This window comes from Aeromonas sp. D3 (assembly GCF_027705025.1).
Taxonomy (GTDB): Bacteria; Pseudomonadota; Gammaproteobacteria; order Enterobacterales; family Aeromonadaceae; genus Aeromonas; species Aeromonas salmonicida.
Window position 1 is genome coordinate 1 of the sequence record NZ_JAPDBE010000051.1, and the last position, 26,978, is coordinate 26,978.

Genomic DNA, 26,978 nt, shown 5'->3' on the forward strand with positions numbered 1-26,978 from the left:
CGTTTTGTTATCCGGTTTGAAGCCGTATGACCACTCCCTTTTGTGGGCAACTGTCAGGTGAATACCATCTCCATACACACAGGCAGCCTGAGTTGAAAACAGGTCGCCGCTCATGGCGGATGGGCGACCTGTTGGGGTGCGGGTCTGGTTCACGCCCGTTTTCTGTCGGTGATCAGGCCGTGGCGTTGACCGGCCGCAAGACCACGATGGCACTGCCGAACAGCAGTATGGCTATGGCTGCCAAGGCCACAGGCCCTGCGCTGTAGGCAAATCCGGCGACACAGGACCAGAGCGCCACGCCAAGGTGCATCATGGTCATCGCCAGTGACATCAGCATGCCTCTGTGAGCCGCAGAGAGCTGCGCAATATAGCCCTGCAGCGCGGGCGATCCTATGCCGCCTGCCAGTGCCCACAGCAGCAGCGGCACTATCGGCAGCATGGGCAGCAGCATGGATTGCCCGGCCGGATAGAGGTAAAACCAGACGCTGACCAGCAGGCAGACCACCAAGGCCATACGCATCAGGGTGCGCCCGCTCTCGACCCGGCCAGACAGGCGGGGCATCAGCAGGTTGCCGATGACGCTGATGATGCCAAGCAGAGCGTACAAGCCCCCCACGGACCCGATGGACCACTCCTGGGTATCGCGCAAATGCTGACCGACGAGATTGAACAGGCCTATGCCGCCCCCCAGACCCAGGCACATGGCCAGCAGGGCACCCACAGCACCCGGGATGGCCAGTATGCGGGTAGCCTTGCCATCCTGATGTTTCCTTGATGGCTCTGCCGGCTCCTGGTCGGCTGGCAGCAACGCCAGCGCCGCCGCCACACACCAGGCGCACACGCCAAGCAGGATGAAGGCAGCCCGCCAGGAGAGCCATTGGGTCAGCAGAGCCCCGACGGCCGGGCTCGCTATCATGCCCAGGGTCAGGCCTGCCTGGACCCAGGCAATGCGTTTCATGGCATCTGTCCCTGCGCTGTCTGCGGCCATGGCAAAGGCGATGGGCAACATGCCGGCACTGGCAAGGCCGGTGAGCACCCGGCTTGCGAGCCCCCATTCAAAGTTCTCCACCAGGCCTGTTGCGACTGAGGCTGCCCCGAACAACAGGGCGGCGGGCAGCATCACCTTTATCCTGCCAAGGCGATCCGAGAGGCTACCCAGCAAGGGGGCTACCATCGCCAGCGCCACACTGTAAGCCGTGATAAACAGGGTGATGCGCTCGGGTTGAACTCCCAGATCCTTGCCGATGGGAGCCAGTATGGGGCCCAGCATCAGCTCATCGGCGCCCACCAGAAACGCAATAAAGAACAGCAATATTTTCAAAAACATATCTTTGACCTCAAACGCAATACGTATGTTCAGCGGCAGTGAAGGCGTGAATATCCACCACCCGATCCGGCCAGTGGGCGACGAACTCCCGTTCGTGGGAGACCACAACCACTGTGCCCGGGTAGTCATGCAAGGCTCGCTGCAAGGCGGCTTTGACAGTGGCATCCAGGTGTGTGGTCGGTTCGTCCAGTACCAGCAGATTGGTGGGTTGCAGGGTCAGTCGGCACAGTTTCACCCTGGTCTGCTCACCACCACTGAGGGAGGCAATCGGCCGCAATGCCAATTTTCCTGTTATGCCGAAGCGTGCCAGATGTTGCCGGGCCATCTTGTCATCCACGCCCGGGCACACAGCTTTGACCAGATCCACCGGTGTGGCATCCGGGTCGGCCCAGCGCAGCGCCTGCTCGAAATAACCCAGTTTGAGGGCCGGTGACAGGGTGAGCTGGCCAGATACCGGGGGCTGCTCGCCCACCAGGGTTTTCAGCAGGGTAGATTTGCCGATGCCGTTGAACCCGGTGATCGCCACCTTTTCGCCCCGAGCAAGGGTCAGCGAGATGGGTGCCAACAGGGGGCATCGATAGCCAATGATCAGCTCAGTGGCGGCAAGCAACTGCTGCCCATTGTGCGGGGCGTTACGAAACGAGAAGGCGACGGCCTTTTCCTGCTCCGGTGTTGCCAGCCTGTCTATGTGGGCCAGCTGTTTCTTGCGGCCATTGGCGATGCTGGCATTGACCCCGGCTCCGTTTTTGGCAATGAAGTGCTCAAGCTTGTCGATATGTCGCTGCTGCGCCAGATAGTGTTTCCCATGGGCGGCATCTTCAGTGGCTTTCTGAGCCATGGCTTGGTCGACGTTACCCTTGAATTTGCGGATTTGTTGCCGGTCTATGTCGCAAATGGCCGTGGCAATCCGGTTTAGAAACGCCTTGTCGTGAGAGACCACCATAAAAGCTCCCTTGAAGCCGCTCAGGTAGTTCGCCAGCCAGTCAAGGTGAAGGGTATCCAGATAATTGGTCGGCTCGTCCAGCAGCAGGACATCCGGCGCGAGCAACAGCAGGCGGGCCAGCATGACCTTGTGCCTTTGTCCGCCGCTCAATTCCCCCAACCGGGTATGCATACCCAACTGAGTGATCCCCAGGCCACCCGCCACCGCATCGATGCGGCTGTCGACCAGATAAAACGACCGGCTCTCCAGGCTGGCCTGAAGGGTGGCGGCACGTGCCAGATGGCGGGCTTGGATGCTTTTCGCCAGGCAGGCGTAGATGGCCATCATCTCTGCCTCCTGCCGGTAGAGATCTGCAAAAGCGGTTTGCAGGTATTCGCGCACCCTTGTTTGCGCGTCCATCTCGGCATGCTGATCCAGATAACCGAGGCTCACAGCGGGCTGCCAGAGGATGTCGCCCCCGTCGGGCAACAGTTCCGCCTGCAGCAGTTTCAGCAGGGTGCTTTTCCCTGCGCCGTTTTTGCCCGTGACGCCGATATGCTCGCCGGCGAAGAGGGTGAAACTGGCCTGCTGGTAGAGGGTCTTGTCACCCATGTGACAAGTCAGGTTTTGAATGGTGAGTAAACTCATGGTGCTACATCCATAAAAAACGGGGGGCTGGTACTTGGCGTACCGGCCCCCCGTTTCAAGCAATATTGAAACTTTGTCCTGAATATCAGAAACAAAAAGGCCGGCGATGAAGCATCTCGCCGGCCTGAGTCCCCTGTTTTCATCAGATGCAGGGCAGCCTCCCTGTGAGAGGGCGTGCACGCAGCTGATGAAGATTCAGAAGAGGGATGGCTCCGGGCAACACTTCATCGTGTTAGTGCACGGAGCACAGCCTCCTGACAGAGCATTTGAACAGGATGTACAACATTGAAAAGCGGTCCAATAAAAATTCTGGTCGCAAAGTACACAGAACCCGCTTGCGAGTCAAATAACCATCGGTTGAACGCCTGGAGCAAGCACTCGCTACTCGTGGTGCAAGGTGATGCAATCCAGGCCGCCGTTGCCCCTGAGCAGAGCCTCCGCCTGGTTAAATCCCGCCCGCCTGCTGCTTGCTGTCTGACCCACGAAATAGGTGGTCAGCTCGGGCACCTCGCGTTTCAACCAGGCGCCGAAGGCCTGATTCAGGGGGGCTATGCTGGCGGCGTTGGTGATGTAGAAGGGTTGCTGCGCCGTGCCCATGATGCCGTTCATCCAGTTCACCGCCCGCTTGTTCACGTTGAAGGCGCCCGGGGTGGCGATGGGGGTCAGACCTGCGTCGGTCAGCTGCTGCCGGATGAGGGCATGGATCTTGTGCCAGCGTTCGGCCTGTTGTTTCAGGCTGGCGAGGGTCTCGGTGAGGCCCTGGCGCTCGCTATCGTTCAGGCTGCCGTTGCTGGCCAGCACCTGCTGGATCAGCGCCTCGCTGGCCGCAGGGTCGTTGAACAGGATGCGGCCATCGGCCAGCGGGCGCATGGCCATGTCGAGGTGAAAACCGGGTTGGGCCAGGATCACCAGATCGCGCTCGGCCACCTTGAGCTCCTGTGCCATCAGGCGCTGGCTGATGGCCATCATGGCGAGGAAACGGCGGGTCTGCTCATCCAGCTCGGCGCCGGCTAGCCCCTGGCGCTGGTAGCCGCCGGCCTGCAGCATGGGCCCCAGCCGGGTCAGGGTGGCGGCATCGGCCTGAAGCGTTTGCAGCTCCTTCTCTATCTGATCATCAGCAAAGTCGGAGTGGAGATCGGCGGTGACCACCAGGCTGGCGTAGTCCTGTTTCAGCCGGGCCAGCAGATCGAAGGAGGCAGGCAGCGTCTGGTCATGGAGCGCCCGATAGCGCTCGGCGATGAGCGCGCCCTGCTGCTGGCTCAGAAACATCCGCTGCTCCGCAGCCTGGCGGGTCTCCCAGTCCACTTGGTACTGCGCCAGCTCGGCCTTGGCGCGCGCGGTTCTGGCAAATGCGTGGCGCTGCTCGGCGTTCAGATCCCGGGGCAGCAGGTTGGCCGCCTCCAGCAGTATGAGATCAATCTCGGTATCGTGGCCGTTCTGCACCGTATGGGGGCTGCCCAGCCACTCCCGTTCGATCAGCTGCAGGCGAAAGTCACCGTCGCGCTCCATGGTCTCCTGCCGAGTAGCGATGCGCTCCCTATCCAGCCGGCTGTGGTGCAGAGTGGTCTGAAGCAGGGCATCGCGACCGATCAGGGCATAGGGGGTACCGTCGGCCCGCTGGCCGGTCAGCATGTTGCCGCCATCTATGATGGAGAAGGTCGGGATCAGCTCCCGTCCCTGCTCGTTGGCAAAGGTGTCGGCCTGGGCCAGCATGCCATCCTCCAACCCCTGAGAATCCTGGTTGCCCAGACTGTGGTGGCCCTCCTGCTCGGCCTGTGGGCTCTGCGCTGTCAGGGCTGTGATGAAGGCGTGGTAGTGACCCTTGTCGGCCAGTGGCGCCCTGGGGCGGAAGACGAGGGCGCCATCCCGTGACAGCCACATGTTGTCTTCGGTCCATTTGTACATGTCGCCATGGGTGTTGACCGAGAATCCCTGCTGCTTGCCGATCTGCTCCAGCTCAGCCACCAGCTCGGGTTCGGTCTGAATTGGCAGATGGAGCTGGTGGATCCGGTTGCCCAGATCGTCCTGCGCCAGCTGGAAGGTGCGAGCGAGGGCGGGCGTCTCTGGTCCATGGCTGGCCAGCGGGTCGTCCGGGAATATGATGGGGGTTGCCGTGGCCGAATTGAGCCAGAAGAGGGTCGAGATGGCGAGTGCCACACCGGTTTTACGCATGATGATTACCTTTTTGTTATGGCGGGATAAGTATCCCGCGAGCCTGAACTGCATGTTGGCGCCGAGCGAGGATCTCCTCGCGCCGGATGGAAACCATAAGGTTCAGGCTCGGAATAACAAGGCCGCAGATTTGAATTGACTTTTAACCCTTACTAAAAAGCACAAAATACATCCTGTAAATAACCATTCAATATACTTTCATTCATTATTACTTAATTAGAAACAACGTGTTGTAGTGTCTCTATTATCTATAAAGAGATCGGTTTTTATATTTCAGGCTGGTCGCCACACGCCTGAAAATACGAAGTTTTTAAGTGATTAAAGATAAATGGTGCAGGCCAATAGGGAGGAGAACCATACAGGGAAATAACGGGGTCAGGATCTGGTCATGTATTGGCGGCGATAAACGAGACGGATATTGGGAGCCAGCACAAGCGGGGAGGCCATGTGCCGGCCCCGAAGCGCCGCCTGTCACTCACCCGCTTATGCCAGCATCAGCCAGACGGTGGCCTGATAGGGAGCAAAGTGAGTCGTGGGCGCGTCCGGATAGTTGCCCATCAGCAGGGTGGCCCCCCTCTCCACCATGTCAAGATGGGGCATGGGCAAGGTGCCCGCGGTGAGATTGGCGAGCAGCAACAGGGTGTGGGTCTCGCCGGTGGCAGGATCCCGCCACCGGCGGCGGTAGCTAATGCGCTGTGGATCGTCACAATCGAGCAGCTCGAAGTCGCCGTGGCGAATGACGGGGTGGGCCTTGCGCAATGCAATCAGCTGGCGATAGTGGTGAAACAGGGAGTCGGTGCGGGCCAGTTGCCCGGCGGCATTGATCTCTACGTGGTTCTCGTTGACCGCGATCCAGGGGGCGGCCGCGCTGAAGCCCGCATGTCGGCTCGCATCCCACTGCATCGGGGTGCGGGCGTTGTCGCGGCCAATCGCATCGATGCGTCGGCTCAGCTCGGCGGGGGCCAGCTCCGACTCGCTGGCACAGTAGTGGATGGCCTCCACATCGCGCAACTCATCGGTTTGCCAGTGGCGGTTGGTCATGCCCAGCTCCTCCCCCTGATAGATGAAGGGGGTGCCCTGCATCATGTGCAGCACCAGGGCCCACTGTTTGGCACTCAGCTCGCGCCACTCGGGCCTGTCGTCGCCAAAGCGGGAGACGGCGCGGGGCAGGTCGTGATTGCCGAGAAACAGGCTGTTCCAGCCCCGGCCGTGCAGCCCCTGCTGGTGGCGGGCCATGGCCCGCTTGAAGGTGAGGGGGTCAAAATGCGACGACCACTTGTCCTGCCCCAGCCCCAGGTGTTCGAAGTTGAACACCATGCTGAATTCGCTGCCATTCGGGTTCGAATAGTGCTGCATATGAGCGAGATCCGCCCCCCAGGTTTCCCCGACCGTGATGATCCCCTTGTTGCCGAAGCTGGCGCCGTTGAGCTCGCGGATATAGTCGTGCAGGCGGGGGCCGTTGCTCATGGCAAGGGGCGACCACTCCTTGCTCACCATGTCGATCACATCGAAGCGGAACCCCTTTATGCCCTTGGCCAGCCAGAAGTTGATCACCTCAGCCATCTCGGCGCGCACTTGTGGGTTGTTCCAGTCGAGATCGGCCTGGCTCACATCGAAGTTGTGCAGATAGTAGCTGTCGAGCGCTGGCACGTATTGCCAGCCGCTGCCGCCGAAGATGGATTGCACCGGATGGGTATCGACGAAGGCTTTATCCCGAAAAACGTAATAGGCCTGATAGCGGGCGTCCCCGGCCAGCGCCCGTACAAACCACTCATGTTCGGTGGAAGTATGGTTGGCGACTATGTCCATCATGATGCCCATGCCGCGTTCGGCAGCCTTCGCAATCAGCTGCTCCATGTCGGCCAGGGTGCCGAACGCCGGGTCTATGTGGCGATAATCAGCCACGTCATAGCCGTTGTCCCGTTTGGGGGAGCAATAGACAGGGGTAAGCCAGAGTATGTCGACCCCAAGCTCGGACAGATAGTCGAGGCGCTGGCAAATGCCGTGGATATCCCCCATGCCATCGCCGTTACTGTCCTGAAAGCTCATGGGGTAGATCTGGTAAATCACACAGTTATCGAGAGGGGTCATGGGTCAGGCCGGGCACAGAGAGATGACCCCATTCTAGGTGTTTGCAGATGCGTGGGGCAGGGTGTGGGAACGTCTGAAAAGGGTTCCATAATTGACTGATTGTCAAAAATGAGGGGAGGGTCACAGCGCCGCTCTCCCTTGCCACATGCGTGGCAGGAATGGCGGCGCCTTCAAGAGCTGTGGTGGGTAAGGATTATCGGTTGGCCGTGACCTGTTCAGCCTGCTGGCGCTCAGCCTGTGCCTCCAGCTCCTTGCCGAGGAAGTAGTTGAGGAAGGTGCGGATCACCGCAATGATGGCGAGACGGATCAGCTCCTCCTTGCTCGGCGCGACAGTGGTGGCCAGTATGTCGGCGGCGAGCTGGAACTCCAGCGCCAGAATGAGCCAGCTGCCAAAACAGAGCCGGATCCGCGGAAAGCCGGGCTGGTGATCCCGTACCCGCGCCGCCAGCCAGAGGGTCTTGCCAAGGCCAATGACCACGCAGGCGATGGAGATGATCTCCAGCAGCAGCTGGAACAGCTCGACCCCGTGCATCATCGCCTCTTTCAGGCTCGCTATCTCAAACACGTTTGGCTCCTCCAGGATGCAAAGTGGACACTATTAGCATATTGCTCGGCCAAGGCCAAATCGGACTCGGGTCATCAATCAGGCAAGCAGTTTGAACTCAATTACATAGAGTGGCGGCAGGTCAGGGTAGATATCCCGGATCACCTGTTTTAGCTCCGCCAGGGTCATGTTCTCCTGGCGGGCGTGTTCGTCGTTGAGGGCATCGAAGGCGACCGACGTGACCGACAGTACCTCAATGGTGCCGAACGGCTGGTGCTCGGGGTTGGTAAAGAGTGCCAGTCGCTGGCCCGGTTGCCACCGGGCTTCGCTCTCGTCGCGAATGGTGATGGTCTTGCGGCCCGCCTGAATATCGGTCACGAAGCGGCTGAAGAAGGTGAACTCTGGGTAGGATTGGGAATGCATGGGATGTCTCTTTGATTGCAGTTAAAGGTTGAGGTAGGCGCGCAGTTTGGCGAGATCGGCGATGGCGAGGCCGTCAGCGCCTTCGCACACGATTCCCTGCTCGACCAGTTCCTTGAGGGCGCGGCGATAGACCCGCTCCGTGGTGCCAAAGCGCGCCGCTTCATGAGCCCGCTTGCGTGAACCCAGCATGGGAGTGCGCTGGCGCTCGCGCCATAGCTCATAAGCAATGTTGTAGGCGATGGGATGCAGCAAGCGGCTGGTGGTGATGTCCAGGGTATCGAGATAATCACTGGCCAGGGCCGCGGCGAAGAAGAGTACCAGGCCGGGTTCTGCCAGCAGCCGCTGGGCCAGCTTGTGCGCACAGATGACGCTGGCATCCAGCTCGGTCTCGGCCACCACGCTCCACTGCACCGGGGTGGCACTGAAGAACTCCATCTCGCCGAAGATCTGGTTGTGGCAGGCTATTTCGCCGAGCTGAAAGATGCGCCCCGAGTGCACAGTGCTGTTGAGGGAGACCCGGCCCGTCTCCACCAGATAGAGGCACTCGCTCTGCTCCCCCTGCCGCATGATGGGTTCGCCCGGCAGGTAGCGGCGCAGGAACAGGCTGCACTCCTCGAGCGCCCTGGCAAATTCGGGTTCTTGCTGGCTGAGTTCGGCGTGAAAGCGACCGAGAGGATAGGGTTGTTGCTGCATGAGAAGCCCGCGGGGGAAACGAGGGCCATGAGGCTAGCAAGAGCGCGGGCCGGATACCAGCGCCTGTGCCATTGAATGTGCCGGGCTTAACGTTTTGTCAGGGGCCGCTGCGGTGCCAGCCTCTGAAAGGGTCAGGATGACACTGGCATACTGCACCAGGGCATGGAGCGCGGCGGCGATGGCCAGTCGCTCGCCTGTCATCATTGCCTGCTCGGCGCTGGCGTAGTCACCCACTCCCTGCTGCACGTCCTGCTCGAATGCCACCACGTTGCAGAGCACGGCGGCAACCCGCACCTTGCGCAGGCGACCCACTGTGAGCAGGGAGGCTGTCTCCATGTCGGCCCCCAGCAGGCCGCGCTCGTGCCAGTAGCGGCACACCGCCAGCTCGTCATCCCGGTAGAAGCTGTCGTGGGATCGCACCAGACCGTGCCAATGGGGCAGGCCGCTGGCGGCGATGTGGTCGAGCAGGGCTGCCTGCAGGCGAATGTCGGCGCAGGCGGGGTACTCGGGGGGCAGATAGGCTTGTGAGGCGCCATCGTGGCGTACGGCCCCTTCCACCACGATGAGATCTCCCAGTGCTATCTCATGTTGCAAGGCCCCCGCCGAGCCGACCCTTACCAGTGCTCGGGCGCCGGCTTGCACCAGCTCCTCCAGCGCTATGATGGCCGACGCGCCGCCTATTCCTGTGCTGCAGACTGTGATGGGCAGTCCCTGATAACGGCCGTTGATCAGGCGAAACTCCCGGTGCTGGCCCAGTACGTCACACGACGCCAGCTGGTTTGCGATGCGATCGACCCGGGCCGGGTCGCCGCACAAAACCACCCGCTCGGCAATCTGATCCGGGCGGCATTGCAGGTGGGGCAGCAGGCTCATGCGATCACTTCCTGCCGTTGGCGTTTAGCCGCCAGCATCCAGAGGCGGGTACCGTTGGCGGCGATAAACAGCAGGATCAGGTACTCCAGCGACATGGCATAGACGCCCTGGGCGGCATAGACGCCGATGCTGATGATGTTGATGACCACCCAGAGGATCCAGTTCTCCACGTATTTGCGGGTCATCAGGATCTGGGCGACCACGGAGAGCACCGTCATGCTGGCATCCCAGAACGGGAAGGCATCGGGGGAGGGCTCAGGGGTTGCGAGATTAGCGCCCAGCAGGTTGAGCAGGGAGACAGAAGTGCGCGCCAGCGCGGCGAACACAGGGTCGATATAGCGGGTCAGCAGGGCAATGGCCAGCACGCTCAGGGCGGCGGTCACCATCAGCTTGGACTTGCTCAGCCAGCGGACTTGCAGTGTGTCCCCCTGATCGTTGGCGGGCCGAGTCCAGGCGTACCAGCCGTAGAGGTTGGCGCAGAAGAAAAAGAGCTGCAGCATCAGCAGGCCGTAAAGCTGGATCTGGAAGAAGATGATGGCAAACAGACTGACGTTGATAAGGCCGAACAGGTAGTTGATGGTCTTTTCCTGACTGGCAAACCAGATGCAGGCCAGGCCAAACAGGGTGCCGATGGCTTCAATCCACGACATGGCGTAACCGCCGCCCAGCGGTATGGTCACCAGGGTGTGATTGATGCTGAACCACTCGAATATGCTCATTTTCGTTTCCTTTGAAAATTTGAAAAAAGGGAGGTGATCGGAACGGGCCTATTCTAGGGGCTGCGCGGGGGCGGCCGCAGGACTTTTGTCCGCCCCGGCCTGAGCCACATCAAAGAATGGGTCAAAGAAGTGTGACGACGGCGCACCCTTTTACGAACCGCGTGGGGGGCGGGATATGCGATGATGCTCCTCCCCTTTATTGATATGTAACAAATCGGGGCAGAACAAGCTGTGGTCTGATGGAGTCCGTGGTTGCACCCTGGTGCAATGGCGGAGATGAACGAAAGGAGCGAGTGTGAATGCCGAACTGATCTGGGTCCTCTGCATGCTGGTGGGGGCTATCTATCTGTTTATGACCAACAAGGTACGCATGGACGTGGTTGCCCTGTTGATCATCATACTGTTTGTGCTGAGTGGCACCCTGACACTGCCGGAGGCACTGGCGGGATTCAGTGATCCCAACGTCATTCTGATCGCCGCCCTGTTCGTGGTGGGGGAGGGGCTGGTCCGTACCGGCATCGCCTATCAGGTGGGGGATATGCTGGTGAAGGTGGCGGGCAGCAGCGAGATCCGCATGCTGGTGCTGTTGATGGTGGCTGTCTCCCTGCTGGGGGCCGTGATGAGCAGCACAGGGGTGGTGGCCATCTTCATCCCGGTGGTGCTGAGCGTGGCGAACCGCATGGGGATACCGGCGGGCAGGCTGATGATGCCACTCGCCTTTGCCGGCCTCATCAGTGGCATGATGACGCTGGTGGCGACCCCGCCCAACATGGTGGTCAACAGTGAACTGATGCGCCACGACATACCCGGCTTCGGCTTCTTCGACTTCTCTCCCATGGGGGTCATAGTGCTGGCGATGGGGATCCTCTACATGCTGCTGATGCGGGGCTCCCTGGTGTGTGAAGGGGAGGAGGGCAAAGGCAAGCCGGCAGGACGCAGTACCATGCGGGAGCTCATCCGTGATTACCGCCTGACCGGGCGGGCTCGCCGCCTGGCATTGCGCCCGGATTCCCCCCTGATTGGCCACACGCTGGACGAGTTGCAACTGCGCGCCCGTTACGGTGCCAACGTCATTGGGGTGGAGCGCTGGCGCAAGTTCCGGCGGGTAATGGTCACCGTCTCCGGCGTTACCGAGTTCCAGGCCAGGGATGTGCTGCTGATCGACATGTCCGATCCCGAGGTGGATATTCGCGAGTTTTGCAGCGAGGCTCGGCTCGAGCCCATGATACTGCGCGGTGAGTATTTCTCCGATCAGGCGCGGGAGGTCGGCATGGCCGAGGTGTCGCTCATTCCCGGCTCCCGCCTGCTGGGCAAAAGCATTCGTGAGGTGGCGTTTCGCTCCCACTATGGCCTGAGCGTGGTCGGGATCCGCCGCAACGGCGAGGCGCTGACCGGCAAGCTGGTGGACGATCCCCTGCTGATGGGGGACAGTCTGCTGGTGGTGGGGAACTGGAGCCTGATCCGCTTGCTGCACACCCACAACCGTGACTTCCTGCTGCTTGGGCTGCCCGCCGAGGTGGACGAGATGGCGCCAGCCCGCAGTCAGGCCATCCCTGCACTGATCTGCCTCGGGCTCATGGTGGTGTTGATGGTGACCGACCCTGTTCCCAACGTCGTAGCGGCCTTGATTGCCTGCCTGCTGATGGGACAATTTCGCTGCATCGACATGGAGAGCGCCTACAAGGCCATCCACTGGCCAACCCTGATCCTCATCGTTGGCATGCTGCCCTTTGCCCTGGCACTGCAGAAGACCGGCGGGGTGGACTTGATTGTCGGCGGACTGATAGCCGCAGTGGGGGAGATGGGCCCAAGGGTGATGCTGGCCAGCCTGTTTGCCCTGTGCGCCCTGATTGGACTATTTATTTCCAACACTGCCACGGCAGTACTGATGGCGCCCATAGCACTCGGCACGGCCCAGCAGATGGGCGTGTCACCCTATCCATTTGCCATGACCATTGCCATCGCGGCCTCGGCGGCCTTCATGACGCCAGTCTCGTCGCCGGTCAATACCCTGGTGCTCGGGCCTGGCAATTACAAATTCATGGATTTCGTGCGCATTGGCGTGCCCTTCACCCTGCTGGTGATGGTGGTGAGCGTCATCGCCATCCCCTGGTTCTTCCCGTTCTGACCTGTGGTTATCAGGGCAAAGAGACAAGCGGCTTGCGAGCCGCTTTTTATTGGGCTGTCGCGAGTACAGGGAGGGGCAACCGCGGTTGAGCAGGGCTGTGGTGTGAGCTGGGCAAGGGATGACAAGAGGCTGCCAGGTGAAAAACAGGTACAAAAAAACCAGCATGAGCTGGTTTGTTTGGTACTGCTATTAATGGTGCGGAAGGAGAGACTCGAACTCTCACACCTTGCGGCGCCAGAACCTAAATCTGGTGCGTCTACCAATTTCGCCACTTCCGCAGTATTAATGGTGGCTATGACGGGATTCGAACCTGTGACCCTCGCATTATGAGTGCGATGCTCTAACCAACTGAGCTACATAGCCGTCTTGTGCTCGACGCGAGTCAAATACAAGTAAGAATGGCTGGGTACTAGGGTTTGGACCTAGGCACGTTGACGAGATCAAAATCTCTCACGCTTACCACAGCAAATCATCGACAGGTCGATGACGGGTAAAAATGGCTGGGGTACTAGGATTCGAACCTAGGAATGGCGAGATCAAAACCCGCTGCCTTACCGCTTGGCGATACCCCAACAGAAAAATTAATGGTGGCTATGACGGGATTCGAACCTGTGACCCTCGCATTATGAGTGCGATGCTCTAACCAACTGAGCTACATAGCCGTCTTGTGCTCGACGTGAGTCAAATACAAGTGAAAATGGCTGGGTACTAGGGTTTGGACCTAGGCACGTTGACGAGATCAAAATCTCTCACGTTTACCACAGCAAATCATCGACAAGTCGATGACGGGTAAAAATGGCTGCGATACTAGGGTTTGGACCTAGGCACGTTGACGAGATCAAAATCTCTCACGCTTACCACAACAAATCATCGATAGGTCGATGACGGGTGAAAATGGCTGGGGTACTAGGATTCGAACCTAGGAATGGCGAGATCAAAACCCGCTGCCTTACCGCTTGGCGATACCCCAACAGTGATGCCTGACAAAGACTATCAAACACCTTTTAAAAATGGCTGGGGTACTAGGATTCGAACCTAGGGATGGCGAGATCAAAACCCGCTGCCTTACCGCTTGGCGATACCCCAACAGTGATGCCTGACAAAGACTATCAAGCACCTTTAAAAATGGCTGGGGTACTAGGATTCGAACCTAGGAATGGCGAGATCAAAACCCGCTGCCTTACCGCTTGGCGATACCCCAACTTCAGAAATAGTGGTGGCTATGACGGGATTCGAACCTGTGACCCTCGCATTATGAGTGCGATGCTCTAACCAACTGAGCTACATAGCCAACCGTGCTTCCAGTGAGTTGTTGCCTCGTCACTGTGCGGGCCGAATTATGCGTATCTGGCTCTGGGGCGTCAACCCTTTTTTTGTCAGAAAAACCGAATTTGGGTGCGTTTGGCGAGTTATTGGTCGCTGTCGTGCAAAAGCCCAACAATCTGGTTTTTTTTACGACATTTGCCGGAAGATGCCCGACAAGTACAGATAGAAAAGAGGCCAGCAAATGCTGGCCTCTCATGGGATTAGACGTTGAACAGGAAGTTCAGTACGTCGCCATCTTTGACGATGTAGTCTTTCCCTTCGGCGCGCATCTTGCCCGCTTCCTTGGCACCTTGTTCACCCTTGTAGGTGATAAAGTCTTCGAAGGCGATGGTTTGAGCGCGAATAAAGCCTTTTTCAAAGTCGGTGTGGATCTTGCCAGCGGCTTGCGGTGCAGTGGCGCCAACCGGTATGGTCCAGGCACGCACTTCTTTCACCCCTGCGGTGAAGTAGGTCTGCAGCTTGAGCAGCTCGTAACCGGAGCGGATCACCCGGTTCAGGCCCGGCTCTTCGATGCCAAGATCTGCCATAAATTCGGCGCGGTCTTCGTCATCGAGCTCGGCGATGTCCGATTCGATGGCGCAGCAGACCACTACGACAACCGCGTTCTCGGCGGCGGCGATTTCACGCACCTTGTCGAGGTAGGGGTTGTTGTCAAAACCGTCTTCTGCCACGTTGGCGATGTACATGGTGGGCTTGAGGGTCAGGAAATTGAGGTGGCTCACGGCCTCCAGCTCATCCTTGTCCAGCTTCATGCCACGGATCATCTGACCATTTTCCAGTGCGACCCGGATCTTCTCCAGGGTTTCCACTTCCAGCTTGGCATCCTTGTCACCGCCTTTGGCGCGCTTGGACTGGCGATGAATGGCACGCTCGCAGGCGTCCAGATCCGACAGGGCCAACTCGGTGTTGATCACTTCGATATCGTCGGCCGGGGAAACCTTGCCGGCAACGTGAACTATGTTGTCGTCATCGAAGCAGCGTACCACGTGGCCGATGGCTTCGGTTTCACGGATATTGGCCAGGAACTGGTTACCCAGACCTTCGCCCTTGGAGGCACCGGCAACCAGACCAGCGATGTCCACGAATTCCATGGTGGTCGGTACGATGCGCTGGGGATTGATGATGGCCGCCAGCTGGTCGAGACGGGGATCCGGCATGGGAACCACACCCGTGTTCGGCTCAATGGTGCAGAACGGGAAGTTGGCGGCTTCGATGCCGGCCTTGGTCAGCGCATTGAACAGGGTGGATTTACCTACATTGGGCAGGCCCACGATACCGCATTTAAAACCCATGGATTGTTACCTTACTTGATAGATGCTGTGAGGGACGCAGGCGCATCCAGTTATATACTTGCCGGCCTTGACGCTGTGCAAGCGGTTCATGGCCTTGGTCATAGCGTGTTTGAACAGTCTGTCGGTGGCGCAGGTAGACATTCACCCCTGACGTCACCCATCAAATCCTGTTCAGACTTTCTCGGCCTTGAAGCTGTGCAAGCGGTTCATGGCCTTGGTCATGTCTTGTTTGAACAGTATGTCGGTGGCGCGCAAGGATTCATCCAGTGCGGCGTCGATCAGGTTCTGTTCGCTGCTCGGGGCCTTGGTCAGCACGAACCCGGCCACCAGCTCCTTGGCGCCAGGGTGGCCGATCCCGAGACGCAGCCGGAAGAAATTATTGTTATTGCCCATCCTGGCAATGATGTCTTTCAGACCGTTGTGGCCGCCGTGGCCGCCGCCCTGCTTGAACTTGGCGATGCCGGGGGGCAGGTCCAGTTCATCGTGGGCCACCAGCATGGCTTCCGGCTCTATCTGGTAGAAACGGGCCAGTGCGGCCACTGCCTTGCCGGAGAGATTCATGTAGGTGTTCGGGATGAGCAGACGCACATCCTGCCCTTCCACCTGAATGCGAGCCGTGTGGCCGAAGAACTTGGGTTCTTCGCGCAGGCTGACATTGTGCCAGCGAGCCAGTTGCTCCACATACCAGGCGCCCGCGTTGTGGCGGGTCTTGGCGTATTCAGGGCCGGGATTGCCCAGACCGACGATCAGTTTGATTTGGTTTGTCACGCTTGATGTCTTCACTCGCTACTTGCAATGGGCAGACCGCCCAAGGCAATGGGACGCGATATTCTAGCCGCCGACTGGCGATCACTCAACCAAAGCTCGGCAACCGTGAGGGAATAACCCTGGTTCGGGTCGCGAATGGCCGCAAAACGTGCCTCTTCTCGAGGCCCGTTCTGGTCAGTCTTACCTGGGGGGAGCCTTATTCGGCCCGCAGTAGCGTGACGGTCGGTTCACTCAGTGCCGTCAGAGTCGGCCGCTGCTCTCGCACGTATTGCACGAAGGAAGCCGCATCCGTACCGCAATTGACGGCCCTGGCCTGGCAATCGAGCGTTTGACCACTGGCATAACGGGCGTTCAACTGATCGCCGTTCTGCTCCACTTTCTCGACAGGGAAACCGGTCAGTTTGCCATCCACCCAGGCGAGATCCAGCCGATCGGCCCGCAGGGCCTGGGCGCGGGCCAGCGCCTGCCAACCATCGTTGCCGTTGGCGCTGTAGGCGTTCATCACCACTCGATAGCGCTGGTTGTCGACCAAGTCCTGCCACTGCCCTTCGGTCGTCTGCCATTGCAGCTGGGTCAGGTCGCCACGCTTGCCCGCTTCGGTTTCGGTGAAGGTGTAGCGCAGGTGACCGCCGTAGGGGAACTTGCCGGCATGGGCGCTGGCAGGCAGGGTGGCCGTGATGGTCTCGGTCAGCAGGGCGCGCACGTCCGCGCCGCTCAGGGTCAACACGGATAACTGGTTCTTGAATGGCAGCAGGGTGAGCGCCGCATCTCCTTCGCGCAATTCTCCTGCGGGCAAGTCGGCGCGCACGCCGCCCACTGCCAGCAACGCAAAGTGAACCGGGCCACCGGTCAGGGCTTGCACCGCCTGGGTGTTGGCCCAGTAGTATTGGCCTTCGGCCACCAGGGGGGCGACGTCTGAGCCGTGGCTGTCGCTGCCATTGTCTCCGGGGCGGCGGGCATTTTGCAGCGGTGCCGGCACAGTGGCGATAACGGGGCCAAAGGCCTGCTCCAGTGCCGGCTTGTAGTGACTGTCGATGATGCCACGCAGGCGCGGGTCTTCATCCACCGTCACCAGGTTGGGTTGGGCATCGACAAACTTGCTTGCCTGTTTGCCACTCGCCTTGTCCAGCGCCTGCTGGCGGGCAGGGTCGGCGAAGAAGTCGCGGCTGGCCAGCAGTTTGTTTTGACCCTTGCAACCAATGACTCTGCCCTGGCCGTCGAAGCTGACCCGGGCCAGGCCGATGGCCTGGGCGTAGGAGCCGGCCTGCACCACGCAGGTCAGGCCAACGCCGTCCGGATTGGTCACCAGCTGGGCGTATTCGCCGGTCTTGCCCCAACCTATGTTGGTAAAATCGCCGAGCAGGCTGTGGGAGTGGCCGCCGACGATGGCATCGATGCCATTCACTCTGGACGCCAGCGCCAGATCCCGCTCATTGCCGATGTGGGTCAGGGCGATGACGTGATGGATCCCCTTCTTGCGCAGCATGTCCACTGTGCTCTGGGCCGATTCAACCTCCTTGCCAAAACGCAGTTTGCCGACGTTGGGGGAGATATTGGCCATGTCCTCCAGCACCAGTCCCATCACGGCCACCAGTTGCTTGCCCTGGGGCAGCTTGTTGAGATCGGTAACCGGACTCTTCTGGTTGCCATCGAAGGCATAGACCACGAACGGCTTGAGGTTGGTCGCGTGGCGCAGCGCCGGATCGTCACGGGTGTCCAGGTTGGCGGCCAGCAGAGGGAAGTTGACCCCCTCGATGAAGCGGGCCAGCTTCTGGTTGTCGAGATCGAACTCGTGGTTGCCCAGCGCCATGGCATCGAGACCGAACTGGCTCAGCAGCTCGGCGTTGGCCATCCCCTCGTTGAGTTTGAAGTAGCCGCTGCCCTGCCAGGCATCGCCGCCGTGCAGCAGCAACAGTGGCTGATTCTTGGCGAGCGCTTCGGCCTGATAGGATTTCACCATGGTAAGCAGGCGCGGATAGCCGCCAAAACGGGTGTAGAGGGTATCGGTTTCACCCTGCTTGCCAAAGATGGGTCCCTTCAGCTCGGCGTTGACCGGGTCAAACTGGGAGTGAGTGTCGTTCATGTGCGCCAGAGTCAGTGCGAAGGGCTGGTTTTCTTTGCCGGGCTGACAGGCGAACAGGAAGCTGCAGCAGGCAAGGAGCAGCAGCGGGCGCAAGCGATTCATGGATCAATCCTTAACCTGCGGTGGGGCAGGGCAATACCGGGTGTGACAGGGCTAGAAAGACAAAAACCGCCAGCTGGCGGTTTTTGTCACAACAGTGTCTATCAATGCTCAAACATGGCAGAGATGGACTCTTCGTTGCTGATACGACGAATGGCTTCGGCCAGCACGGTTGACAGAGTCAGCTGCTTGACCTTGTCCACCGCCTTCATCTCGGCTGTGAGCGGGATGGAGTCGGTGATGATCAGCTCGTCGATCACGGAGTTCTTGATGTTTTCCACGGCAGAACCGGAGAAGACCGGGTGAGTGGCGTAGGCGAATACACGCTTGGCGCCGCGCTCTTTCAGGGCTTCTGCGGCTTTGCACAGGGTGCCGCCGGTGTCGATCATGTCATCGACGATAATGCAGTCGCGGCCGGCGACGTCACCGATCAGGTGCATGACCTGGGAGACGTTCGGGCGGGGACGACGCTTGTCGATGATGGCGATGTCGGTATCGTCCAGCAGCTTGGCGATGGCACGAGCGCGCACCACACCACCGATGTCCGGCGATACGACGACAGGGGATTCGAGGTTTTTGGACTTCATGTCTTCCAGCAGCACAGGGCTGCCGAACACGTTGTCGACCGGGACGTCGAAGAAGCCCTGGATCTGCTCGGCATGCAGGTCAACGGTCAGCACTCGGTCCACACCCACGCTGGAGAGGAAGTCGGCGACAACCTTGGCGGTGATGGGAACACGGGCGGAGCGGACGCGGCGGTCCTGACGGGCATAACCAAAGTAGGGGATAACGGCAGTGATACGGCCAGCTGAAGCACGACGCAGAGCATCCACCATGACGATCAATTCCATCAAATTGTCGTTGGTCGGGGCACAGGTGGATTGAATGATGAAGATATCGCCACCACGTACATTCTCATTGATCTGTACGCTGATCTCGCCGTCGCTAAAGCGACCTACGGCAGCATTGCCGAGTTTGATAAACAGGCGATCTGCGATCTTCTGGGCTAGTTCCGGCGTTGCGTTACCAGCAAACAGCTTCATGTCAGGCACGGTTTGAAACCTCGGGGTTGCATCCAGTATGTGGGGAGTCTGATTCAGACCCGTATCGTTTTGGGGCAAACGATTTATCAAGTTGACGGGTCAGGCCACTATAGGCCGCTTTCAGGCTAGGTGCATATCGTTACATGTTTCAAATCGGATGGCTGTCGCGTTTGGACAGCCCGTCATCAACGAGGCCGATGACCTCTTCGCGATTAACCCGGGGCACCCTGTTGGCGGCAGACCTGCTTGACGAGATTGCGCTCTTTCAAGTTTCGCTGCGGCCAGTCAATTGATGCACCCGTATCAATCACCAAGAGAATGGCTGGGGTACTAGGATTCGAACCTAGGAATGGCGAGATCAAAACCCGCTGCCTTACCGCTTGGCGATACCCCAATCACTGATTTGTTGCAATGTCACGAATAGTGGTGATATGTTCTCGCCCTTGGCGACAAACCCATCCCATCTTTCCGGCACTTTTGCCAACACTTCCCGAGCAGCCTTTTCGTCTTCAAATTGAGCAAAGACGCAGGCTCCTGTGCCCGTCATTCTTGACGGCGCGTATTCTAGCAACCAGCCGAGCGCATTGGCAACCTCGGGGTGGCGCTTTTTCACCAGCAATTCGCAATCGTTTTTCCACTCCCCCTCCAGCAAGTTGTGAAATGCCATTTTCGGGGTCGCTCTGGGCAGGTCCGGATCCTGGAACACGGCGGCCGTTGCCACGTGGCAATCGGGCTTGAGTACCAGATACCAGGCACTTGGCAATTCGACCGGTTGCAGTCGCTCGCCCACCCCTTCGGCAAAGGCCGCGCGTCCGCGCACAAACACCGGCACATCGGCCCCCAGCTGAACGCCAAGTTCCGCCAGTTCATCTTCGCCCAAGCCTGCCTGCCAGAGGTGATTGAGCGCCACGAGCGTGGTGGCTGCATCCGAGGATCCACCGCCGATACCACCACCCATGGGCAGCAGCTTCTCCAGCCGGATATGGGCCCCCTGCGGACTCGGCAGCCTGGCCTGCAGCAGGCGGGCGGCGCGGATGATGAGGTTCTGCTCATCGGGTACGCCGGGAATGGTCGGGCTCAAGGTGAGCTGGTCCGTGTCCGGCAGCGGCTCGAATTCGAGCCAGTCGCCGTGATTGAGGAAAATAAACAGGGTCTGCAGCTCGTGATAGCCGTCCGGACGACGGCCATTGACATGCAGGAAGAGGTTGAGTTTGGCCGGTGCCGGCCAGCGAATGGTGGCCATTCTTGGCTCCTTGTCAGTCGCAGCCATCAGCGTGCAAGCGTCCATTGGTTGATCTGCAACTTGAGGCGACTGCCCTGACCCGTCATGGTCAGCAGGTGGGGCAGGCGATAGCCGTCCTGATCCCGGTAGTCGCCATAGACAATCTGCCACTGGCCGTCACGCACACTGGCCAGGCTGCTGTCGGGATTGAGCTCGAATTCGGCCTTGCCCGGCAGTCCCTTGATCCACTCCGGCAGCCCCTGCACCGGAATGTTCCAGCCAGTGAGCTGATAGATGAGTGCCTCGGCATCCTGGCTTTGGTGCGGGTTGCCCTCGTTGTCGATCAGGGTGATCTCGCCCTTGCTGCGGGAGAGCTCCAGAATGTGGGTACCGATCAGGCTGGTTAGGTTGAGGCGATAGTCATCGCCATTTTGCTGCCAGTTGACCCGGGCGCTGCCCTTCTGCTGGACTGTGATGATGGCCATCTTGCCAGACAGCTGCCAGTGGTTGAGCTGCTCGAGACGAGTCCGCTCTTTCTGCCAGTTGACCTGATCCCGCTGGGGCTGGGTGGTGGTACAGCCGGCCAGCAACAGCAGGCAGCCAAAGGTGAAAATACGCAAGAACAAGGTCATGCTCCAGATGAGGGGATTTGCCACAGTATACGGGGCGGCCGTATTGCTTTTAAAGACTTACCCTTTCTCGTACAATTGGCAGCCTTTGCACCCAGTGTATGAAATGATCGTCGCCCACTCATGAGTTTGCTTGCCCTCGGAATCAACCACAACACCGCCAGTGTCGCCTTGCGGGAGCGGGTCGCGTTCGGCCCGGACTGCATCGATCGCGCCTTGCGTGAGCTGGTCACCCAACCCGGCGTAAGCGAGGCGGTGATCGTCTCGACCTGCAACCGCACCGAGCTTTACTGCAGCCTGGAAAAGGGGCAGGGAGAGCAGGTGCTGCACTGGCTGCAACGTTTCCACGGCCTGAATGCGGCCGAAGTGGTATCCGCCATTTACCAGCATCAGGACGAAGAGGCAGTGCGTCACCTGATGCGGGTGGCCTGCGGCCTGGATTCGCTAGTGCTGGGTGAGCCGCAGATCCTGGGGCAGATCAAGCAATCCTATGCCCATGCCCAGCAGTCCGAAGCGGTGAAAGGCTCGCTGGAGCGCCTGTTCCAGAAGTCCTTCTCCGTGGCCAAGCGGGTGCGCACCGATACCGAGATTGGCGCCAGCGCCGTCTCGGTGGCCTTTGCCGCCGTCAGTCTGGGGCGACGCATCTTCTCCGATCTCTCCCAGACCAAGGTGCTGCTGGTCGGTGCCGGCGAGACCATAGAACTGGTGGCCCGCCATCTGCGCGAGCAGAACGTCACCCGCATGATGGTGGCGAACCGCACCCTGCAGCGGGCCCAACTGCTGGCCGAAGAGTTCGGTGCCCAGGTGATGACGCTCGAAGAGATCCCGGATTACCTGCACGAGGCGGATATCGTCATCAGCTCCACCGCCAGCCCCTTGCCCATCATCGGCAAGGGCATGGTGGAACGCGCCCTCAAGGCCCGTCGCTTCAAGCCCATGTTTCTGGTGGATATCGCCGTACCGCGGGATATCGAGGCCGAGGTGGACGAGCTCTCCGATGCATATCTCTACACGGTTGATGACCTGCAGGGCATCATAGAGCAGAACCTGGAGACCCGTAAAAGGGCCGCCGCCGAGGCGGAGATTATCGTGCTGGAAGAGCGCGATGAGTTCATGGGCTGGTATCGCAGTCAGCATTCGGTGGATCTGATCCGCGATTATCGTCATCAGGCCCAGCAGGTGGCCGATGAGGAGTTGCAGCGCGCCTTGCTGTCCCTGCAACAGGGCGAGAATGCCGAACAGGCCCTCAAGGCCATGGCACACCGCCTCACCAACAAGTTGATCCACGCACCGACCCAGGCCTTGCGCCAGGCGGCGGCCCAGGGGGATCACCATCAGTTGTCCCGCCTGCGCCAGGTGCTGGGATTGCCACAAGAGTAATTGTTCGGGGTGGCCAGCTGGCGGCCCCTTCCTCCATCGAGAAAACAAGATTTATGAATCCGTCACTGATCAGAAAGCTGGAAGGCCTCATCGAGCGCCACGAAGAAGTACAGGCCATGCTCGGCGAGCCCGGGGTGGCCTCGGATCAGGATCGCTACCGCGCCCTGACCCGGGAATATGCCCAGCTGGAAGATATCGTTCATGCCTTCCAGCGCTTCCGCCAGGCCGAAGAGAACCTGGAAGCCACCAAGCTGATGCTGGAAGAGGATGATGCCGACCTGCGCGAGATGGCGCAGGAGGAGTTGCCGCTGGCCAAGAGCACGCTGGAGGAGCAGGAGCAGGCGCTGCAGGTGATGCTGCTGCCCCGGGATCCCAAGGATGACAACAACTGTTACCTGGAGATCCGTGCCGGTGCCGGTGGTGACGAGGCGGCCATTTTTGCCGGTGACCTGTTTCGCATGTATTCGCGCTACGCCGAGCGTCAGGGCTGGCGTATCTCCATCGTCAGCTGCAACGACGGCGAGCACGGTGGCTACAAGGAGGTGATCGCCAAGGTGGATGGCGAGCACGTCTATGGTCGCCTCAAGTTTGAATCCGGTGGCCACAGGGTGCAGCGAGTGCCCGAGACCGAATCCCAGGGCCGGGTGCACACCTCCGCCTGTACCGTCGCCGTGCTGCCGGAAGTGCCGGAAGCCGAGCAGATCGAGATCAATGCGAACGACCTGAAGATAGATACCTTCCGGGCCTCCGGGGCCGGTGGTCAGCACGTCAACAAGACGGATTCCGCCATCCGCATTACCCACTTGCCGACCGGCCTGGTGGTTGAGTGTCAGGATGAGCGCTCCCAGCACAAGAACCGCGCCAAGGCGATGTCCGTGCTGTCTGCCCGTCTGCAGGCGGCCGAGGATGAGCGCCACCGCGCGGCTGAACAGAGCACTCGTCGCAACCTGGTGGGTTCCGGCGATCGCTCCGAGCGTATCCGTACCTACAACTATCCGCAGGGTCGCCTCTCGGAGCACCGCATCAACCTCACCCTCTATCGCCTTGGCGAGATCATGGAGGGGGATCTGGACTGCATCATCAGTCCCATGATCCAGGAGTATCAGGCCGATCAGCTCGCCTCCCTGGCGGAAAACAGCTGATGCAGTCCGTTTGTGCAGATATCGCCGTCACGGCGATGGCGTGCCGTTGATGCAGATCCAGCAGGCCCGCGCCCACATAATGGCAACCCTGGCCGGGGGGGAGTCTCCCCGCGCCGACGCCGACGTGCTGCTCTGCCATCTGCTCGATTGCCGGCGCAGTTATCTGATGACCTGGCCGGAGCGCGAGCTGGATGCGGCCCAGCAAGACAGGCTGCAAGGGTGGCTCACTCGTCGGCTGGCTGGCGAGCCCATCGCCCATCTGGTAGGGGAACGGGAGTTCTGGTCGCTGCCGCTCAAGGTGAGCCCGGCTACCCTGATCCCACGTCCCGATACCGAGGTGCTGGTCGAACAGGCGCTGGCACGGCTGCCCCCCAGGCCAGCCTCGCCGGATCAGGTGCCCTGCGCCCTGCTGGATCTGGGCACTGGCACGGGGGCCATCGCATTGGCGCTCAAGTCAGAGCGACCCGATGCCGATGTATGGGCGGTGGATCGGATGCCGGAGGCGGCCGCACTGGCGCGCGACAACAGCGCCGCGCTGGGGTTGCCCATCACGGTGCGCGATGGCAGCTGGTTTGAGCCGCTTTGCGATCCGCTCCTGAGTCAGGCCCCACGCTTTGCGATGATCGTTTCCAATCCGCCCTACATAGACGGTGCCGACCCTCATCTGAATGAAGGGGATGTGCGGTTCGAACCTCGCTCCGCCCTGGTTGCCGACGAGCAGGGACTGGCGGATATCCGCCTCATCGTCGCCGGTGCGCCTGCTCATCTGTGTCCTGGTGGCTGGCTCTTGCTGGAGCATGGCTGGCAGCAGGGCGAGGCGGTGCGTCAACTCCTGCTGCAACAGGGGTTCAGCCGGGTGGAAACCGTGCGCGATTACGGGGATAACGAGCGGGTAACGCTGGGATGCCTGGCTCATTGATGGTGAATGGCGGGCCTGAGCCTGCCTTTGTTCAAGGACACGTTATGTATTTTGCTCTCAAACATCTGCATCTGGTGCTGATCGCCTCGGCCGTGCTGATGTTTATGCTGCGTTTTTACTGGGTGCAGACCGGTTCCGGCCGTGCCTACAGTGGCCAAATCATGAAGGTGAGCGGCTGGCTGAACGGGCTGGTGGTGCTCTCCGGCGTGCTGCTGTGCATGGTGCTGGATCTCAATCCACTCAACAACGGCACCCCCTGGCTCAGTGAGAAGCTGACCGCCATCCTGGTGGTGGCGTTTTTGGCCATGATGGCACTGCGACTGGCTCGCAATAACGGTATCCGCTGGTTTGCCTTCCTCGGCGCCATCGGTTGGGTCTTCTTTATCGCCAAACTGGCCGTATACAAGCAGGCCAGTCTGTTCGGTTAAGGATGATGACGATGATACGTGTAGACGAATGGACCGATTTCGAGGCCCACGACATCGCCGAGTTGGCGCTGTCGGTAAGTGACGAGATCCATGGCATCAGTGGCCGCGGTGAGGCCGAGCTGGCCCGTCTCGATGCCTGGCTGGACGAAGCGATTGCCGAGGGCAGTTGTGACGAAGTACGCCGCCAGCTGTTGCAGGGGTTCTACCAGACCCTGGGTTTTCACGGTGACTGGCAGGATTATTTTTCTGCCGCCAATTCCGATCTCGCCCAGGTCCTTGCCACCAAGCGTGGCATACCGGTTAGCCTCGGCATTCTCATCATACAACTGGGCCGCAAGCTCGGGCTGGATGTGGAGGGGATCTGCTTCCCCGGTCACTTCCTGGTGAGCTTTGCCGGCAGCGAAGGCGAGGTTTATGTGGACCCCTTCACCGGTGACGAGTTGAGCCTGCACCACATGGAGTTGTTGCTGCGCGGTGCCCTTGGCAATCTGGCCACCCTGACCCCTGAACACCTGCAACCCTCGGGCCAGTGGGAGATCATCGAACGGCTGCTCAACGTCAGCAAAGGTGCTCTGCTGCGGGAAGATCGTATGACCGAAGCCCTGCGTTGCAGTGAGCTGCTGCTGCGTATGAAGCCGGGCGATCCCCTTGAGACGCGGGATCGGGGTTTCATCTATGAACAGCTCGACTGCCCGCGTTTCGCCGCTGACGATTTTGAATACTTTATTGAACAATGCCCGGACGATCCGGTGGCCGATGTGCTCAAGGTACAACTGGCCGCGCTGGATCTTAGCCCCAAGCCCCTTCATTAAGGATGCCCGGGAACTGAAACAGAAGGATATCAAGGCCGGTGTGCCCAAGGCGCAACGGACCGACTTGGATGCAAGCCCCCAAGCCCTTCACTTTAAGGATGCCTGGGAACTGAAATAGAAGAATATCAAGGCCTGTGTGCCCAGAGCGCAACGGACCGACTTGGATGCAAGCCCCAGCCTCTTCACATTAAGGATGCCTGGGAACTGAAACAGAAGAATATCAAGGCCGCTGTGCCCAGGGCGCAACGGACCGACTTGGATGCAAGCCCCCAGCCTCTTCACTTTAAGGATGCCTGAGATGGAACAGAAGAATATCAAGATCAATGACATCGATGTAGCCAACGACAAACCGTTCGTGCTGTTTGGTGGCATGAACGTGCTGGAATCCCGCGACATGGCGATGGCGGTGTGCGAGAAGTACGTGGAAGTGACCAGCAAGCTTGGCATCCCCTTTGTGTTCAAGGCGAGCTGGGACAAGGCCAATCGCTCCTCCATCCATTCCTACCGGGGTCCTGGCCTGGAAGAGGGGATGAAGATCTTCCAGGAGCTCAAGGCGACCTTCGGCATGCCGGTGATTTCCGATCTGCATGAAGTGCATCAGGCCAAGCCGGTTGCCGAGGTAGTGGATGTCATTCAGCTGCCCGCCTTCCTGGCGCGCCAGACCGATCTGGTGGAGGCCATGGCCCGCACTGGCAACGTCATCAACATCAAGAAGCCGCAGTTCCTGAGCCCGAGCCAGATGAAGAACATCACCGACAAGTTCGAGGAGTGCGGCAACGACCGTCTGATCCTGTGCGAGCGCGGCGCCAACTTTGGTTATGACAACCTGGTGGTGGACATGCTGGGTCTGGGAGTGATGAAGAAGAGCACGGGTGGCTATCCGGTGATCTTCGACGTGACCCACTCATTGCAGTGCCGCGATCCGCTGGGGGCTGCCTCGGGTGGTCGTCGGGATCAGGTGACCGAGCTGGCCCGTGCCGGCATGGCGGTTGGTCTGGCGGGTCTGTTTATCGAATCCCATCCGGACCCGAAAGTGGCCCGTTGTGATGGCCCGAGTGCCCTGCCGCTGGACAAGCTGGAAGGCTTCCTCAAGCAGATGAAGGCGATCGACGACCTCATCAAGGGCTTCGAGCCTCTCGATACCTCCGCCTGATAGCTGCACCCGCCAGTCAGACAATATGGAAAAGGCCTCGCGATGCGAGGCCTTTTTGTTACTGGTGTCCCGTCCTGAATATGGTTTACACCTTTCCCCCACATAAATGGAGAGCCCGATGGGACAAGGTGTGAAACGGACA

General features: G+C 59.9%; 21 protein-coding genes, 9 tRNA genes and 1 pseudogene. 7 read left to right on the plus strand and 24 right to left on the minus strand.

Annotation, left to right across the window (positions count from 1 at the left end; all coding sequences use genetic code 11):
- Positions 1–172: 172 nt before the first annotated feature.
- The 9 genes and pseudogenes from OKC28_RS20500 to pnuC form a co-directional block, all read right to left on the minus strand.
- A complete protein-coding gene (locus tag OKC28_RS20500; protein ID WP_270691032.1) occupies positions 173–1,327 on the minus strand; it encodes an MFS transporter in 1,155 nt (384 codons plus the stop codon).
- 10 nt (positions 1,328–1,337) lie between these two features.
- Positions 1,338–2,897, minus strand: a complete 1,560-nt coding sequence (locus OKC28_RS20505) for an ABC-F family ATP-binding cassette domain-containing protein (protein WP_270691033.1) — start codon at positions 2,895–2,897, stop codon at positions 1,338–1,340.
- Between the two features lie 381 nt (positions 2,898–3,278).
- Positions 3,279–5,069, minus strand: coding sequence for a hypothetical protein (locus OKC28_RS20510; protein WP_270691034.1), 1,791 nt, complete (start codon positions 5,067–5,069; stop codon positions 3,279–3,281).
- A 483-nt stretch (positions 5,070–5,552) separates the two neighbouring features.
- Complete coding sequence (locus OKC28_RS20515) at positions 5,553–7,160, minus strand: alpha-glucosidase (RefSeq protein ID WP_270691035.1); 1,608 nt, start codon at positions 7,158–7,160, stop codon at positions 5,553–5,555.
- Positions 7,161–7,353: 193 nt separating this feature from the next.
- On the minus strand, positions 7,354–7,725 hold the full coding sequence (locus OKC28_RS20520) for a DUF1622 domain-containing protein (RefSeq protein ID WP_021141165.1): 372 nt from the start codon (positions 7,723–7,725) through the stop codon (positions 7,354–7,356).
- A 78-nt stretch (positions 7,726–7,803) separates the two neighbouring features.
- On the minus strand, positions 7,804–8,127 hold the full coding sequence (gene yqfB, locus OKC28_RS20525) for a N(4)-acetylcytidine aminohydrolase (RefSeq protein ID WP_059168406.1): 324 nt from the start codon (positions 8,125–8,127) through the stop codon (positions 7,804–7,806).
- Between the two features lie 21 nt (positions 8,128–8,148).
- Complete coding sequence (locus OKC28_RS20530) at positions 8,149–8,820, minus strand: Crp/Fnr family transcriptional regulator (protein ID WP_096118597.1); 672 nt, start codon at positions 8,818–8,820, stop codon at positions 8,149–8,151.
- Between the two features lie 150 nt (positions 8,821–8,970).
- A pseudogene (locus tag OKC28_RS20535) lies at positions 8,971–9,693 on the minus strand (nucleoside phosphorylase); the annotation flags it as partial.
- Entirely contained in the window at positions 9,690–10,412 is a 723-nt protein-coding gene (pnuC, locus tag OKC28_RS20540; protein ID WP_058393836.1) for a nicotinamide riboside transporter PnuC, read from the minus strand. The pseudogene OKC28_RS20535 and the gene pnuC, both read right to left, overlap by 4 nt.
- A 295-nt stretch (positions 10,413–10,707) precedes the next feature.
- On the opposite strand from pnuC, the gene OKC28_RS20545 reads away from it, so the two are divergent.
- Positions 10,708–12,540 (plus strand): SLC13 family permease, encoded by a 1,833-nt coding sequence (locus OKC28_RS20545; RefSeq protein WP_270691036.1) that lies wholly within the window; start codon positions 10,708–10,710, stop codon positions 12,538–12,540.
- 193 nt (positions 12,541–12,733) lie between these two features.
- On the opposite strand, the gene OKC28_RS20550 is transcribed toward OKC28_RS20545, so the two are convergent.
- The 15 genes from OKC28_RS20550 to lolB all read right to left on the minus strand — a co-directional run bounded on the left by OKC28_RS20550 (position 12,734) and on the right by lolB (position 21,005).
- Positions 12,734–12,818, minus strand: a tRNA-Leu gene (locus tag OKC28_RS20550).
- 8 nt (positions 12,819–12,826) lie between these two features.
- Positions 12,827–12,903 (minus strand) — tRNA-Met (locus OKC28_RS20555).
- A 134-nt stretch (positions 12,904–13,037) separates the two neighbouring features.
- Positions 13,038–13,112: transfer RNA gene (locus OKC28_RS20560), tRNA-Gln, on the minus strand.
- Positions 13,113–13,125: 13 nt separating this feature from the next.
- Positions 13,126–13,202: transfer RNA gene (locus OKC28_RS20565), tRNA-Met, on the minus strand.
- A gap of 233 nt (positions 13,203–13,435) precedes the next feature.
- Positions 13,436–13,510: transfer RNA gene (locus tag OKC28_RS20570), tRNA-Gln, on the minus strand.
- Between the two features lie 41 nt (positions 13,511–13,551).
- Positions 13,552–13,626, minus strand: a tRNA-Gln gene (locus OKC28_RS20575).
- Between the two features lie 40 nt (positions 13,627–13,666).
- A tRNA-Gln gene (locus OKC28_RS20580) sits at positions 13,667–13,741 on the minus strand.
- A gap of 13 nt (positions 13,742–13,754) precedes the next feature.
- A tRNA-Met gene (locus OKC28_RS20585) sits at positions 13,755–13,831 on the minus strand.
- 235 nt (positions 13,832–14,066) lie between these two features.
- Positions 14,067–15,158, minus strand: coding sequence for a redox-regulated ATPase YchF (gene ychF, locus OKC28_RS20590; RefSeq protein WP_265462786.1), 1,092 nt, complete (start codon positions 15,156–15,158; stop codon positions 14,067–14,069).
- Between the two features lie 171 nt (positions 15,159–15,329).
- Positions 15,330–15,926: an aminoacyl-tRNA hydrolase gene (pth, locus tag OKC28_RS20595; protein WP_021140052.1), complete on the minus strand. Its 597-nt coding sequence runs from the start codon at positions 15,924–15,926 to the stop codon at positions 15,330–15,332.
- A 196-nt stretch (positions 15,927–16,122) separates the two neighbouring features.
- On the minus strand, positions 16,123–18,111 hold the full coding sequence (locus OKC28_RS20600; RefSeq protein ID WP_270691037.1) for a bifunctional metallophosphatase/5'-nucleotidase: 1,989 nt from the start codon (positions 18,109–18,111) through the stop codon (positions 16,123–16,125).
- 101 nt (positions 18,112–18,212) lie between these two features.
- Positions 18,213–19,160 (minus strand): ribose-phosphate pyrophosphokinase, encoded by a 948-nt coding sequence (locus OKC28_RS20605; protein ID WP_005317019.1) that lies wholly within the window; start codon positions 19,158–19,160, stop codon positions 18,213–18,215.
- A 310-nt stretch (positions 19,161–19,470) separates the two neighbouring features.
- Positions 19,471–19,545: transfer RNA gene (locus OKC28_RS20610), tRNA-Gln, on the minus strand.
- Complete coding sequence (ispE, locus tag OKC28_RS20615; protein ID WP_270691038.1) at positions 19,525–20,394, minus strand: 4-(cytidine 5'-diphospho)-2-C-methyl-D-erythritol kinase; 870 nt, start codon at positions 20,392–20,394, stop codon at positions 19,525–19,527. Before ispE ends, OKC28_RS20610 begins: the two co-directional genes overlap by 21 nt.
- Positions 20,395–20,420: 26 nt before the next feature.
- Entirely contained in the window at positions 20,421–21,005 is a 585-nt protein-coding gene (gene lolB / locus OKC28_RS20620) for a lipoprotein insertase outer membrane protein LolB (RefSeq protein ID WP_270691039.1), read from the minus strand.
- Between the two features lie 120 nt (positions 21,006–21,125).
- On the opposite strand from lolB, the gene hemA reads away from it, so the two are divergent.
- The 6 genes from hemA (at position 21,126) to kdsA (ending at position 26,836) form a co-directional block, all read left to right on the plus strand.
- Entirely contained in the window at positions 21,126–22,382 is a 1,257-nt protein-coding gene (hemA, locus tag OKC28_RS20625) for a glutamyl-tRNA reductase (protein WP_270691040.1), read from the plus strand.
- A gap of 53 nt (positions 22,383–22,435) precedes the next feature.
- Entirely contained in the window at positions 22,436–23,524 is a 1,089-nt protein-coding gene (gene prfA / locus OKC28_RS20630) for a peptide chain release factor 1 (protein WP_005317010.1), read from the plus strand.
- Between the two features lie 49 nt (positions 23,525–23,573).
- Positions 23,574–24,443, plus strand: a complete 870-nt coding sequence (prmC, locus tag OKC28_RS20635; RefSeq protein WP_234576481.1) for a peptide chain release factor N(5)-glutamine methyltransferase — start codon at positions 23,574–23,576, stop codon at positions 24,441–24,443.
- A gap of 44 nt (positions 24,444–24,487) precedes the next feature.
- Positions 24,488–24,871 carry a SirB2 family protein gene (locus OKC28_RS20640; RefSeq protein ID WP_021140057.1) on the plus strand — a complete coding sequence of 128 codons (384 nt, stop codon included), beginning with the start codon at positions 24,488–24,490 and terminating at the stop codon, positions 24,869–24,871.
- Positions 24,872–24,882: 11 nt separating this feature from the next.
- Positions 24,883–25,683: a SirB1 family protein gene (locus OKC28_RS20645; protein WP_021140058.1), complete on the plus strand. Its 801-nt coding sequence runs from the start codon at positions 24,883–24,885 to the stop codon at positions 25,681–25,683.
- A gap of 298 nt (positions 25,684–25,981) precedes the next feature.
- The gene (gene kdsA, locus OKC28_RS20650; protein WP_021140059.1) at positions 25,982–26,836 is read left to right on the plus strand and encodes a 3-deoxy-8-phosphooctulonate synthase; all 855 of its coding nucleotides are present in this window, start codon (positions 25,982–25,984) and stop codon (positions 26,834–26,836) included.
- Positions 26,837–26,978 lie beyond the last annotated feature (142 nt).

What these genes read in the sequence shown, in the direction of transcription:
- OKC28_RS20500 (WP_270691032.1), bottom strand. Translation starts at nt 1,327, where the DNA reads ATGTTTTTGAAAATATTGCTGTTCTTTATTGCGTTTCTGGTGGGCGCC.
- OKC28_RS20505 (WP_270691033.1), bottom strand. Translation starts at nt 2,897, where the DNA reads ATGAGTTTACTCACCATTCAAAACCTGACTTGTCACATGGGTGACAAG.
- OKC28_RS20510 (WP_270691034.1), bottom strand. Translation starts at nt 5,069, where the DNA reads ATGCGTAAAACCGGTGTGGCACTCGCCATCTCGACCCTCTTCTGGCTC.
- OKC28_RS20515 (WP_270691035.1), bottom strand. Translation starts at nt 7,160, where the DNA reads ATGACCCCTCTCGATAACTGTGTGATTTACCAGATCTACCCCATGAGC.
- yqfB (WP_059168406.1), bottom strand. Translation starts at nt 8,127, where the DNA reads ATGCATTCCCAATCCTACCCAGAGTTCACCTTCTTCAGCCGCTTCGTG.
- OKC28_RS20530 (WP_096118597.1), bottom strand. Translation starts at nt 8,820, where the DNA reads ATGCAGCAACAACCCTATCCTCTCGGTCGCTTTCACGCCGAACTCAGC.
- pnuC (WP_058393836.1), bottom strand. Translation starts at nt 10,412, where the DNA reads ATGAGCATATTCGAGTGGTTCAGCATCAATCACACCCTGGTGACCATA.
- ychF (WP_265462786.1), bottom strand. Translation starts at nt 15,158, where the DNA reads ATGGGTTTTAAATGCGGTATCGTGGGCCTGCCCAATGTAGGTAAATCC.
- OKC28_RS20600 (WP_270691037.1), bottom strand. Translation starts at nt 18,111, where the DNA reads ATGAATCGCTTGCGCCCGCTGCTGCTCCTTGCCTGCTGCAGCTTCCTG.
- ispE (WP_270691038.1), bottom strand. Translation starts at nt 20,394, where the DNA reads ATGGCCACCATTCGCTGGCCGGCACCGGCCAAACTCAACCTCTTCCTG.
- lolB (WP_270691039.1), bottom strand. Translation starts at nt 21,005, where the DNA reads ATGACCTTGTTCTTGCGTATTTTCACCTTTGGCTGCCTGCTGTTGCTG.
- hemA (WP_270691040.1), top strand. Translation starts at nt 21,126, where the DNA reads ATGAGTTTGCTTGCCCTCGGAATCAACCACAACACCGCCAGTGTCGCC.
- prfA (WP_005317010.1), top strand. Translation starts at nt 22,436, where the DNA reads ATGAATCCGTCACTGATCAGAAAGCTGGAAGGCCTCATCGAGCGCCAC.
- prmC (WP_234576481.1), top strand. Translation starts at nt 23,574, where the DNA reads ATGCAGATCCAGCAGGCCCGCGCCCACATAATGGCAACCCTGGCCGGG.
- OKC28_RS20640 (WP_021140057.1), top strand. Translation starts at nt 24,488, where the DNA reads ATGTATTTTGCTCTCAAACATCTGCATCTGGTGCTGATCGCCTCGGCC.
- OKC28_RS20645 (WP_021140058.1), top strand. Translation starts at nt 24,883, where the DNA reads ATGATACGTGTAGACGAATGGACCGATTTCGAGGCCCACGACATCGCC.
- kdsA (WP_021140059.1), top strand. Translation starts at nt 25,982, where the DNA reads ATGGAACAGAAGAATATCAAGATCAATGACATCGATGTAGCCAACGAC.